We start from the raw sequence: 12,846 nt of genomic DNA, 5'->3' as shown, positions 1-12,846 counted from the left end.
TGTGACACCGCCGGCACCGGATTCAGCAGTCATGGTTGTTCCTGGCCGGTAATTTGTTACACTGCGTAGCTTGCCGCGACCCGGCGGTGCCTGTGGACAACCCACACAGGCCAAGGGTCACAGCAACAGATTCCAAGGTTCTGGCTATGTAGCTCAGCCGGTTAGAGCACAGCACTCATAATGCTGGGGTCGGTGGTTCGAGTCCACCCATAGCCACCAAAATCAACAATAAAATCAGTATGTTGTAAGACTAAAGCCCGCCAGAGAAGCGGGCTTTTTTGTGCCTGATCCACTGTCACAGCATTGCTGGATACTTTCGGGTGCGTCTTCCTGGGAGGTCAGCTACGAATGCCGAATCAGGCCTGTGACAGGTTCTGTGACAGTTGGACGTGTCACAGGCCCGAACAAGGCGCTGAATTTGACCCTCACACTCGATTGGTTGCATCCGGTTCCGCAGTTTCCCGCACGCAGTCTTCAGAGCGCACTTTCCATGGATGTGAACCGCCCCGGGTTCTTCGGAGGCTCCAACCTTTGAGAGGATGGAGCCATGAAGACGACAGCAACACGTTACTCCCCGGAGCTGCGCGAGCGTGCGGTGCGGATGGTGCTGGAGCACCAGGGCGATCACGGATCGCAGTGGGCGGCGATTGCCTGGATCGCCGGCAAGGTGGGCTGCACGCCCGAGTCGCTGCGCCGCTGGGTGCGCCAGGCCGAGCGTGACCGCGGTCTGCGCGCCGGCGCAACCACCGACGAGCGTGAGCGGATAAAGGCGCTTGAGCGGGAGAACCGCGAGCTGCGGCAGGCCAACGAGATCCTGCGCAAGGCGTCGGCGTATTTTGCCCAGGCGGAGCTCGACCGCCGGTTCAAGCCATGACGGCGTTCATCGACGAACACCGCGACACGTACGGAGTCGAGCCGATCTGCAGGGTGCTGCCGATCGCTCCGTCGACCTACTACACGCATGTGGCCCGGCGGGCCGATCCGGAACGCCAGCCGATGCGGCAGCGTCGCGATACAGACCTGTGCGAGCAGATCCGCCGCGTCTGGGAAGAGAACTTCCAGGTGTATGGCGTGCGCAAGGTCTGGCGGCAGTTGCTGCGTGAGGGCGTGCAGGTCGGCCGCTGCACGGTGGAGCGACTGATGCGGCAGATGGGGCTGCGTGGCGTGGTCCGTGGCAAGCCGGTGCGCACCACCGTCGCCGACCCGGCGCGGCCGTGTCCGCTGGACCGGGTGAACCGGCAGTTCCGCGCCGACCGACCCGATGCGCTGTGGGTGTCGGACTTCACCTACGTCTCGACCTGGCAGGGCTTTGCCTACGTCGCCTTCGTCATCGACGTGTTCGCCCGGCGCATCGTCGGCTGGAAGGTGGCGGCCACCGCGCACACGGACTTCGTCCTGGATGCGCTGGAACAGGCGCTGCACGCCCGTCGTGGCCCCGCCAGCCGCTCCCTGATCCATCATTCAGACCGCGGCAGCCAATACGTTTCGATCCGCTACACGGAACGTCTGGCCGATGCCGGCATCGAACCGTCGGTAGGCAGCGTGGGCGACTCCTACGACAACGCGTTGGCCGAGACGATCAACGGACTGTACAAGGCCGAGGTCATCCACCGTCGCTTCTGGAAGAGCCGGGAGGCCGTCGAACTGGCCACGCTGGAATGGGTGGATTGGTTCAATCATCGACGTCTGCTGGAGCCGATCGGCAACATCCCGCCGGCCGAGGCAGAAGCCGCGTACTATCGCGACAACCCCGAGTACGCCATGGCGGCGTGACTCACAACAATGAGCCTCCGGAATTCCCGGGGAGGTTCAAGATGCTCTTCACCGTGTATTCGCGATACGTACCCAATCTGACACGCCAGGACAGATTGGCCATTACCGGATTGCTGACACGCGCAAAGGCGGCGGATCCAGAAGCGCCCACGGCCAAGAATGTGCCGGGCGAACAGGGTCGCGTACTGCGAAACGAGGAGGGCGCTTGGACGCCGGTTACATGCCTGCCCACCAAAAAGTCCAGCTTCGACCAGTGGATGGATGATCTTGTCGAAATTTAGGAACACCGAACTGTGGTGCACGAAGGGATGAAGCTGCTCTAAGAGGCTGACTGGAAGTGGCTCAATCCAGCTCAGTGAAAATCCCGGCTGCGCACAGCCAGTGATGCAAGCCACGGGCTGAGATCATGCAGGTGGCGGGCGATCAGGTGACACACGCCGTCTTTGATCTCCAGTTCACCATCGACCTGCAACAGACGTGATTCCAGCAATGCGCGACGTTGCCGCTGGGCCAGCTGCTGCCAGACCACGACATTGACCAGGCCGAACTCGTCTTCCAGGGTGACAAAGGTGACGCCTCCGGCGGTCTGCGGGCGTTGGCGGCCGATGACGAGGCCGGCGGCACGGACCGCACGATCGGCATTGAAACCGGCAAGTTCGCGCGAGCTTTTGCAGCGTTGTCTGCTCAGTCGGGCGCGTAGCAGTGCGAGCGGATGCCGGCCCAGTGTGGTGCCAGTGGTGGCGTAATCGGACAGCAGTTCCTCACCGATACCCGGCAACGGCAAACTGATGGCCACATCCGGCGTGGCGATGCCTTCAAGCAACGGGCGTTGTGGTTCCAGCCCGGCCACGGCCCAGCGCGCACGGTGGCGATGGCCGGCGATGCCACGCAAGGCACCTGCATCGGCCAGACGCGCAAGTGGGGATTTTTCATTGCTGTGGGTGCCACCTGCGCTGCCGGACAGATCCAGACAGGCGCGTTGGGCAAGGTCGGATACATCGGTGAAGGGACGGTGCGCGCGTGCCGCGACGATGCGTTGCGCGGCGCCCTCGGCCAACCCGCGGACCATGCGCAAACCCAGACGGATGGCGAAGGCACCGCGCTTGTCCTGTTCCAGCGAGCAATCCCAATCGCTGTAACGCACATCCACCGGATACACCGCCACGCCGTGGCGGCGGGCATCCTGCAGAATCTGGTCCGGGCTGTAGAAACCCATCGGCTGACTGTTGATGATGGCGCAGGCAAACGCCGCCGGATGGTGGCATTTGAGCCAGCAACTGGCCCAGGTCAGCAACGCAAAACTGGCCGAATGGGATTCAGGAAATCCGTATTCGCCAAAGCCCTTGATCTGCCCGAAGATGCGCTCGGTGAAGGCCTCGTCGTAACCGCGTTCGAGCATGCCACCGATGAGTTTTTGCCGATGCGGCTCCAGCCCACCGTGGCGTTTCCACGCCGCCATCGCGCGACGCAGCTGATCCGCTTCTCCCGGCGTGTAGCCGGCGGCAACCACGGCCAGTTCCATCACCTGCTCCTGGAACAGCGGCACGCCCAAGGTGCGTTCGAATACTTTCTTCAGCGCCTCGGACGGATAGCTGACCGGCTCCTCGCCGCGTCGCCTGCGCAGGTAGGGATGCACCATGTCGCCCTGGATCGGGCCGGGGCGGACGATGGCGACCTGGATCACCAGGTCGTAGAACTCTTTCGGCTTCAGGCGAGGCAGCATCGCCATCTGCGCGCGTGATTCAATCTGGAAGGTGCCGATGGTGTCGGCCCGGCTGATCATGTCCCAGGTGGGTGTGTCGTCGGCCGGGATCGTCGCCAGCGTCAGGTCCGGTCCATCGTGCCGGCGCAGCAGATCCAGACAACGGCGCAGCGCGCTCAACATACCCAGCGCCAGCACGTCGACCTTCATCAGGCCCACGGCATCCAGATCGTCCTTGTCCCACTGCACCACGGTGCGCCCTTCCATCGCGGCGTTTTCCACCGGCACCAGCGTGTGCAGCGGATGCTCGGAAATGACGAAGCCGCCCGGATGCTGCGACAGGTGTCGGGGGAAACCGACCAGTTCACCGGCCAACACCAGAATGCGATGGATCAGCGGGCTGTCCGGATCGAAACCGTGCTCGCGCAGGATGGCCGCATCGGGCAGCGCATCACTCCAGTGCCCGACGCAATCGGCCAGCGCGTTGACGCTGTCCGGCGGCAAACCGAGGGCACGCGCCACATCACGCAGCGCGCCGGTGGCGCGGTAGCTGCTGGCCACGGCGGTGAGTGCGGCGCGGTCGCGGCCATAGCGGGCGAACACGTACTGGATGACTTCCTCGCGCCGCTCGTGCTCGAAATCCACGTCGATATCCGGCGGCTCGTTGCGCTCGCGCGAGATGAAGCGCTCGAACAGCATGCCGATGCGTTCCGGATCGATCTCTGTGATGCCCAGCGCGTAGCAGACCGCCGAGTTCGCCGCCGAGCCACGGCCCTGGCACAGAATGCCGCGTGAGCGTGCGAAGCGGACCAGATCGTGCACGGTGAGGAAATAACTCTCGTAGCCCAGTTCGGCGATCAGTGTCAGTTCCTTGTCGATCAACCGGTGCGCCTTGTCCGGCACGCCCTGCGGCCAGCGCCAACGCATGCCTTCCTCGACGCACTGGCGCAGCCAAGCCGTGGCGCTGAAACCGGGCGGCACCACTTCGTGTGGGTACTGGTAACGCAACTGCGAAAAATCGAACGTGCAGCGCCGCGCAATGCGTACCGATTCGGTCAGCAGTTCCGCCGGATACAGGCCAGCCAGGGCCGCGCGCGATCGCAGATGCCGCTCCCCATTCGGGAACAGCCGGTACCCGGCTTCGGTCACCGTGACGTGATGGCGGATCGCGGTCAGCGTGTCCTGCAAAGCACGACGACCACGCGCATGCATATGCACATCGCCAGCAGCGACCAGCGGCAGCGCCAGTGTTTCACCCAGCGCCTGGAGTTGGGCAAGGCGCGCGGCGTCATCGGGGCCGCGATGCAGTTCCACCGCGATCCACAGCCGTTCGGGAAAACATGCGCGCAACCAGTGGCCGTCGCCGACAGCCGGAGCATCGCCGGGCAGCCACAGCGCGAGCAGGCCATCGGTGTCGTTGTCCAGATCCTCGCGCAACAGCCGGTAGCTGCCTTTTTCCGCACGGCGGCGGGCGGCGGTGACCATGCGGCACAGGCTCTGGTAGCCGGCGAGGTTTTCCGCCAACAGCACCAGTTTCGGGCCGTCTTCGATCTGCATTTCGCAGCCGACGATGAAGGCGATGCCGGCTTCCTTCGCCGCCTGCCAGGCACGCACTGCACCGGCCAGCGTGCATTCGTCAGTGATCGCCAGCGCTGCGTAGCCGTGGTGTTTCGCGCGCTGGAACAACTCACGGGCGCTGGAAGCGCCGCGCTGGAAACTGAAGTTCGACAGGCAATGCAATTCGGCATAGTCCGGGAGCGCGGCCGTGCTCATGCGAACCAGCCATGCAGCAGCAGCCGGCCATCGCCGTCGTGCGGATGGAAAGCCCAGGCGTACTGGCTGCTGCGGGTGCGCACGCGGTAGTAGTCGCGGCGGATGTCGCCCCCATCCCACCAGCCGGTTTCAATGCGTTCCGGGCCAGCCAGCACCTGCGGCAGCGCATCAGGCAGACGGCGCGGCTCGTGCAGCAACCAGGCCGGGCGCGGCAGTGCCGGACCGGCAGGCGCGGCAGCGGATTCAAGCAGGCACTGCGTGGCCTTTTCAGGACGATGGTCGGTCGGTGCGGCCAGGGTCTGCACTGCGTCTTCACCCAGGCGCGCGCGCAGGCGTTCACGCAGGGCCTGCCACGGCGTGGATTGCTGCGGACGTGGATCGAACAGTTCACGCCGTTCCGGCACGAACGGCGGCAGTTCTTCCGCACGCAGCGTCATGCCACGCACCGGCGCCGGCAGATGCGCGCGCTCCAGCCGGCCGCGCGCCAGTTCAAACAGACGGGCCGCATCGCGCTCGGGCGCCAGCAGGCCGACAGGTACAGGCGTAGCTGGATGACCTTCGTGTTCCAGCAGCAGCTCGAAGTGCTGCACACCGCCATCGCGGGCGACCAGATACAGCGCCAGATCGGCGGTCAGGCGGCGCAGCGGAAACAGCAGGGCCTGCGAGGATTCGACCTCAAAACCCAGCTCGACCTGCGCCTGGAAACGATCCGGCGGGCGATACAGTGTCAGCGCCATGTCGCGCTCACCGAGCAAGGCATCCAGATGTGCCAGCAGCTTCGGTGAAAAGCGCCGCGCCAGACTGCTGCGCGGCATGGCCTGCACCTGTGCCAGTGTGCGCAGGCCCATGCGTGCGAGGGAATCGGCCATGCCGGCCGGCAGGCCAATGCGATCCACCGGCACATGCTGAAAGCGTGCACGCAGCGTCTGCGGGTCTTCGCATGCTGCGCCATCCTCGATCCCGGTCAGCACGCGTGCGGCCAGCGGCCACGGCGCCAACGCGAGGCGATGGCGGAAGCCCATCGCGTCCAGTTCCTCGCGCCAGCGCGCCTGCAAGGTCTGCCAGTGCCCGAACAGCCCCTGGCTGCCGGCCACTTCCACCACCAGCGCGCGACGCCCCAGCACCGCGACCTGCGAGCTGAAACCGTAAGCCCAGGCCGCGAGCAGATCCAGTTGACGGGTTTCCTCGCGCGGGTCGTGGATCAACATGCGCAACTGCCCGGCCAGCGCCTGCGCGGTGGTCAGTGACTGACCCGGCCGCAGGCCCAGCGCACGGGCGCGTTCGCAGACATCGCGCAGCACGCGGCGCTGCAGCGGACCATCGATCAGCACCGTGGGCAGAGGACTTTCCGGCGCACGGCGGAGACAGCCATCAAGCGCCAGATGCGGCAGCAACAGACAGGCCCAGTGCATCGCCCGGACTCAGTGCGCGTTGAACGGAATCGACTGCGGCGGCGCCATTCCGCCGCGACACTTGAGCACGCGCAGCGCCGATGCAGCCGCATCAATGGCGATGCGCAACGCCGCCGGCGAAGGGTTGCGCGCAGCCTGCAACGGACGCCAGGCCAGCGCCAGGGTCTGGCCGGTTTCAGCCGCCACCTGGAGCCGGCGCAGGGCGCGGTCATCGGCCAGCTGTGGCCAGCACAACACCGCGCCGCAACTGCCCGAACGCAGGCATTGCTCGGCCGCCCACAAGGCATCCTTCGGGCTTTCCGCATTCACCAGATGCAGGCGCTCCAGCGCGATACCAGCGCTCTGCCAGGCCGGCGCGAAAGGCCGATGCGGTGGCGCCACCAGCACGATGCGCTCACCCGCCTGCGACAGGCGCGCCAGCGCCGGCCAGGCCAGACGGATTTCACCCACGCCTTCGGCCGCATGAAGGATTTCGCTCAGCGCCGAACCCGGCCAACCGCCTGCCGGCAGCACTGCGTCCAGTGCCGCGTGGCCGGTGGCATGGACTGAAGGCGCGGCCGGGAAACTGCCGCCTTTCCACAGCCGACGACCGTCCAGCAGGTCCTCAAGCCCGGCATCCGGCGCAGGGGTGCCCACGGCGGCATCGTTGGCGGCCAGCGGCTGCGGCCAGGCAAGCACGGCACCCATATCAGCCGCGCCGCACCAGGCCGCAGTAGATGCCTTCGATGGCGAACTCCTGACCAGCCTTCACTTCGATCGGTGCATAGGCCGGATTGCGCGACAGCAAGCGCACCTGGCCCTGTTGCAGCGACAGACGCTTGATCGTGATCTCGCCATCGAGCCGGGCCACGACCACCTGACCGTCGCGTGCCTCGGAACTGCGATGCACGCCGACCAGATCGCCATCCAGGATGCCGTCCCCGTTCATCGAGTCACCCTGTACCCGCAGCAGGTAGTCGGGCCGCTGCGAGAACAGGCGCGCATCCAGCGACAGCGTATCGACCAGTTCGGCATCGGCCTCGATCGGCACGCCGGCCGCCACCCGGCCGAGGATCGGCACCGGCAACGTGGTGGATTTAAGCCCCGCACCAGCAGGCCGGATGCCACGCGCCTGTCCCGGGGTCAGCTCGACCAGTCCGGCCTCCGCCAGCGCCAGCACCTGCTTGCGCGCCGCCCCGCGTGAAGCCAATCCGCAGGCAGCGGCGATCTCGGCCAGCGAGGGAGGCTGGCCGTGGATGAGGGCGCGTTCCTGAATGAAGGTCAGGATGGCCTGGCGGCGGGGGTTGAGGGGAATCATGGAGTACATTTGTACCCCATTGATGCAGCGCCTGCCAACCTCGATCAGATGAGGACGTGGATTCTACGGGCACGGAGGCACGCCACCTGGGGCCCCGGTAGTTGTCAACGAAGTTGTCCGCTCGATCATGCGGCCAACCCGCCGGCGCGGCTCAGCTCTGATCCGAGTAATAGTGGACAAAGGCGTCGCGGATCTGGCTGCGCAGCTGTCCGTCATCCCACGGCTTGGTCAGGAATCGGAAAACCGCACCCTGGTTGACCGCTTCCGTGACCACGCTGAGATCGGTATAGCCGGACAGGATGATGCGCACCGTGTTGGGATAAAGGCTCTTCACCTTGCCCAGCAATTCGGTGCCCGACATGCCCGGCATGCGCTGGTCGGACAGGATCACCTGGATCGGATGCAGTGCCAGCAGGTCCAGTGCTTCGGCACCGCTGCGGGCAATGAGGATGTTGTAGCCGTCCCGCCGCAGCAGACGGGTCAGTGCATTGCAGATTCCGATCTCGTCGTCCACCACCAGCAGGTTGCGGTGATCGGACGGCTCCGCACCGGGGATGGCGAGCTTGCGCCTGCTCATGATGCTGGCGACAAAGGCGTCGGCCTCTATCGGTGGGCTGAAGAGGTTGCCCTGCATCTCGTCGCAATCGTGCTTGGTCAGGAACTTGAGCTGTGCGTGTGTCTCGACGCCCTCGCCAACCGCCTTGAGGCGCAAGCTGCGCGCGATCCGGATGATCGCCAGCGCGATCGCGGCATCCTCGACGCTGCGGGTGACATCGACAATGAAGCTGCGATCAATCTTGACCCGGTGGAACGGCAGCTGTTTGAGGTGCGAGAGCGAGGAATACCCTGTGCCGAAATCATCGAGCGCCAGCCCGACACCGAGCCCGCGCAGCTGTTTGAGTACGAGTGCCGACGTGGCCATGTCCTGCAGCACGGCACTTTCGGTCAATTCCAGTTCGATCAGGTCGGGCGTCAGCCGGTGCCGGGCAAGGGTTTCCGTCATGATCCTGAACAGGTCGCCACGGTTGATCTGGATAGCCGAGATGTTGGCGCTGATCTGCACGAGCGGCACGCCTGCAGCCCGCCACTGGGCTTGCTGCCAGCACACCTTGTCGAGTACCCAGTTGCCAATCTGGTAAATTAGCCCGCTGCGTTCGGCGGCACCGATGAACTCGCCGGGCATGATCAGACCACGTTCCGGATGGTGCCAGCGCAGCAGTGCCTCCGCCCCCACGATTTCACCGCTTACCAGGTCCACCCGTGGCTGATAGACGAGCCGGAACTGCTCCTGGTTGAGCGCTTCATGCAACTGCGTTTCCAGTGATTGGGCACTGCCGTGCTGGCCGCTGCGCGAATACCTGCTGAATCGTTCGCCACCCGCCTTGGCCAGGTGCAGGGCGGCTCCGGCCCGCTCCAGGTCAGGCAGGTCGTCCGCGTCATCCGCAGCGGCCGAATAATGGGCGGCGCCGAATCGTGCCTTCAGCTGAATGTCCTCGTCGCCCACTCTGAACATGCGTTCGAAGACCAGCGTCAGCCGGCGCCGCATTTCTTCGCAGACATCGCTTTCGACGGTGGCGGGCGCGGGTTCGGCGACGGCGAACGTGTCACCGCCGACGCGCGCGATCAGCGCGGGACTCTGGAACGATTCGCTCAGGCGGGAGCCCACTTCCTGCAGCAAATGGTCTCCCGCGGCGCGCCCATACTGTCGGTTGGTCTGGGCGAACTTCTCCAGATCCAGCATGACGACACCCAGTTGTCCGCCCTGGGTGTGCACCTCGTTTGCCAGCACCTCCACGTGTTCGTGGAACGACTGGGCGTTCATCAGGCCGGTGAGCGGATCGAAGTGGATCAGGTGGTGCAGCTGGCTGGCGGTCTCGATATGTTCCAGGGCATAGGAGAGGTCGCGTGCGACCCACTCCAACAGCTCGATCTCCGCTTCGTCGAAGAACCCGGGCTCCGATGCCATAAACACCAGCGCACAATCCACTTTCCCTGCGACCAATAGCGGGAATGCGGCCCCCGAGTGCCCTCTCGGCGACTCGATGCAACAGGCAAGTTCAGGAGATGCAATGTCCGAATCGGCGAGCGTATCGGTGACAACCGAGCGGGCGCTGTGCAGGGCGCGAATGCCCAGGGTCTCCTTGTGGTGGCTCGGGTCGAGCATCAGGTCATCGGATGAAAGATCCTCGCTGTTGCACGCCGCGCTGCCCGCAGGACGCCGCAACATGCCCGTCGCCGAGTCGATTTCCTCCACCCACGCCATGGCGAAATCACCATCCTGCACCGCGATGCGGCAGGCCTCGCGCAGCAGCGAGGCGCGGTCCTTGCGCCGCAGCATGGCTGAGTGGATCGCGCCGATCATGCGTCGCAACCGGTTCAGGCGTGCGAGTCGGTGCTCCTGCAGCTTGCGCTCCGTGACATCGTTCATCAGGAGCAGGAAGGTGCCATCGGGCATGCCTGTGAGGGTGACACGAACGATGACGCCCTTGTCCGGGCCGTGGGGCAAGCGCCACTCTTCATGAACCCGCCCGCCGTCGGCAAAGCGCGCCAATCCGGCGGGAGCAGGCGGAAAGTTGTCCCCACCGGTGAGTTCAGACAGGTGTTTGCCGAGGATTGCAGATCGTTTCCGGCCTAATATTCGGCATGCGGCCGGGTTGACGTCGACGCAGATCCCATGGGCGTCGCCAACCAGAACGCCTGCCGGCGCGTGCTCGAACAGCAGGCCGTAGCGTTCCTGACTTTGTCGACGCAGCTCCTCGGCTTCGACCCGCGCGGATATGTCTATGCCCACGCCGACCAAACAGTCGGCCCCATCAAGTTGCACGCGTCGCCCGCTGAGTAAATGCGGCCGGACGCGCCCCCCGTGCAAACGTATGCCCGCTTCAACGGCCGCATCGCCGTGTGCAAATGCCCTTTCAATCGCGGCCTTGAGTCGATCACGATCCGACTCTGCAACGAAATCGGCTGAGCTCATGTCGCGAATCTGCTCTGGACGAAGCCCGGTGAGGCGCTCGAAGTTCCGGTTCCAGCGCAGAAGGCGGCCTTCCCTGTCGTACAGGTACAAGATGCCCGGCATGCTCTCGATCATGGCATCGGTCAGGCGCTGCGCGCGTTCGGCCTGCTGCTGCGTTTGCCGCATTGCCTCGGTACGCGCCAGAACTTCCAGCCCGAATCCGATGCCGTTGGCAAATCGCTCCAACAGCGAAATTTCCTGCTCGCGGAAGTACCCGCGCTCGCGCGAGTAGACATTGAGGGTGCCGGCAATCGTTCCCTTGTCCCGGATCGGGATGGCGGCTGCCGCGCGCAGCGCGCAATCGCGTATCGCGTGCTGCCATGGTGCCTGGCGGGCGTCGTTTTCCAGGTCGTTGCTGACGCAATACCTGCCGGTGCGAAACGCCGTGCCGATGACACCGCGCCCCTCGGCACGGTCGTCTGCGAAGACGGCGATGCGGGAAAGTTGCGCCCAGGCTTCCCCGGCAAATGCCACGGGCAGGATCCGCTGCGTCGCAGGTTCGTGCCAGCCGACCCAGGCGGTGGAAAACCCGGCATCCTCGACCAGACACGTGCAGGCGGTCTGGAACAGCTTGTCGCGCGGCGGCTCACCGGCGACGACCTGGACAAGCCGGGTCAGCGCCGCATAAAGCCGGGAGAGCCGCACGGCCTCATTTTCCCGCACGAGCAACGCGCGGATGTCACGAATCTGTTCGACCACACCCGTGACGCGGCCATCGACGCCGCGCACTGGCGTGCAATGGACCAGCACGCAGACCCTGTCGCCATTGCGGTGCAGCCGGGAGGTTTCAAGCGGCTCGGTCCGGCCGGCCTCGCGACATCTGCGGAGCAGGCGCGCATGCTCTTCCTGTTCGTATTCCGGAACGATGCGGCTGATCGGCGTGCTGAGCATTTCTTCGGCGCGGTACCCGAAGATGCGTTCGGCACCCAGATTCCAGCCGGTGACATGACCGGCTTCGTCGCTGCTGATGACGGCATCCAGTCCGCCATCCGGGGTCACCGGAAGTTCTCCGCACTCCGCCCAGGATGGCTCCTGCGTGCTGCCGTCCGCCAGTTTCTGCGATGTGCAGTTCCGGATGCGGCGGGCCAGCTGCGAGGCGACCAGGCGCAGACCCGCATGGCGCCGTGCGTCCCAGGCCACCGGTTCCGGGGCAAGCACGCACAGACTGCCAAGGACCTTACCATCCTCGCCGAGCAGCGGCACGCCGACGAGAAACACCGGTACCGGTGCACCCGCCGTTCTGGTGATCGATGGCAGTGCGGATCCTTTCGACGGATCGAACATGGTTCCGTCGACCGCTCCGGTCGCGACGCCCAGGCATGCTGGTGCCAGGGCATCCATTTGGGCTGCATCCAGCCCGGTGGCCATGCACGGCGTCTGGAACTCATCGGAGCCGAGTGAGAGCAGGGCGATCGGAAGCTCACAGATGTGCGCCGCCAGCGCCAAGGCATCCTCGCCCCCAGCCATCATCGCCAACGCGTGGAGCCACCGCGTCGAAGCTGCCTCAGATCCTGCGCTGCCGGAATGTTCCATCGCGATCGATCCTGCAGTTCAAGGTGGCGTGAGCCTGGCATCAGCCGGCGGGCGGTCCGCAGCCCGGATATCGGGCACACAGCCCCGGCTCGCACGAAGACGTGCGGCGGAACTGGAAACCGGTGTCGTACGATTGCACCGCCCGCGGGCATTTCCTATCATCGTTGCGACTGATTCGCAAGTTCTGTCGGATACTCCGGTCGCGCGCGACATGCCTGTCGATCAGGTCGTCTTCGGATGAAATCATGGAGCGCGGAATGCACCCATCGCGGCACCCGATTCGTCTCCCAAACGCCTCCTGGTCCGTTGAGGACGATGTTGCCGGGCCTTCTGCCGGGATCGG

The 12,846-nt window shown here is 65.2% G+C and carries 7 protein-coding genes, 1 tRNA gene and 1 other annotated feature; of the genes, 3 read left to right on the top strand and 5 right to left on the bottom strand.

The genetic code is table 11. From position 1 onward, the window contains the following. Window positions 1-142 precede the first annotated feature (142 nt). The 3 genes from WDB66_RS09295 to WDB66_RS09285 all read left to right on the top strand — a co-directional run bounded on the left by WDB66_RS09295 (window position 143) and on the right by WDB66_RS09285 (window position 2,054). Window positions 143-219 (top strand) — tRNA-Met (locus tag WDB66_RS09295). Window positions 220-547: 328 nt separating this feature from the next. Then, window positions 548-1,773, top strand: a protein-coding gene (locus WDB66_RS09290; RefSeq protein ID WP_339398276.1) for an IS3 family transposase whose coding sequence is annotated in 2 segments (ribosomal slippage) — window positions 548-836 and window positions 836-1,773 — 1,227 coding nt in all. Because the reading frame shifts where the segments join, the coding sequence is not laid out codon by codon here. Beyond that, window positions 829-945, top strand: a sequence feature (AL1L pseudoknot). It overlaps the preceding gene by 117 nt. Before the next feature lie 41 nt (window positions 1,774-1,814). After that, window positions 1,815-2,054, top strand: coding sequence for a hypothetical protein (locus WDB66_RS09285; protein WP_339398275.1), 240 nt, complete (start codon window positions 1,815-1,817; stop codon window positions 2,052-2,054). A 71-nt stretch (window positions 2,055-2,125) separates the two neighbouring features. Here the strand turns inward: WDB66_RS09285 and WDB66_RS09280 are convergent, their stop codons facing one another. From WDB66_RS09280 to WDB66_RS09260, 5 genes are all read right to left on the bottom strand, one after another. Continuing rightward, window positions 2,126-5,248: an error-prone DNA polymerase gene (locus WDB66_RS09280; RefSeq protein WP_339398274.1), complete on the bottom strand. Its 3,123-nt coding sequence runs from the start codon at window positions 5,246-5,248 to the stop codon at window positions 2,126-2,128. Next, complete coding sequence (locus tag WDB66_RS09275) at window positions 5,245-6,660, bottom strand: Y-family DNA polymerase (protein WP_339398273.1); 1,416 nt, start codon at window positions 6,658-6,660, stop codon at window positions 5,245-5,247. The genes WDB66_RS09280 and WDB66_RS09275 overlap by 4 nt, the downstream gene beginning before the upstream one ends. A gap of 9 nt (window positions 6,661-6,669) precedes the next feature. Beyond that, window positions 6,670-7,347, bottom strand: coding sequence for a translesion DNA synthesis-associated protein ImuA (gene imuA / locus WDB66_RS09270; protein WP_339398272.1), 678 nt, complete (start codon window positions 7,345-7,347; stop codon window positions 6,670-6,672). A gap of 1 nt (window position 7,348) precedes the next feature. Continuing rightward, window positions 7,349-7,957 (bottom strand): transcriptional repressor LexA, encoded by a 609-nt coding sequence (gene lexA, locus WDB66_RS09265; RefSeq protein ID WP_339398271.1) that lies wholly within the window; start codon window positions 7,955-7,957, stop codon window positions 7,349-7,351. Window positions 7,958-8,108: 151 nt separating this feature from the next. Next, a complete protein-coding gene (locus WDB66_RS09260) occupies window positions 8,109-12,503 on the bottom strand; it encodes an EAL domain-containing protein (RefSeq protein WP_339398270.1) in 4,395 nt (1,464 codons plus the stop codon). Window positions 12,504-12,846: the final 343 nt, after the last annotated feature.

The organism is Denitratimonas organivorans (genome assembly GCF_037478135.1).
Taxonomy (GTDB): Bacteria; Pseudomonadota; Gammaproteobacteria; order Xanthomonadales; family Xanthomonadaceae; genus Denitratimonas.
Note: the sequence above shows the minus strand (reverse complement) of the source record. Positions and strands in the feature narration are given on the sequence as shown.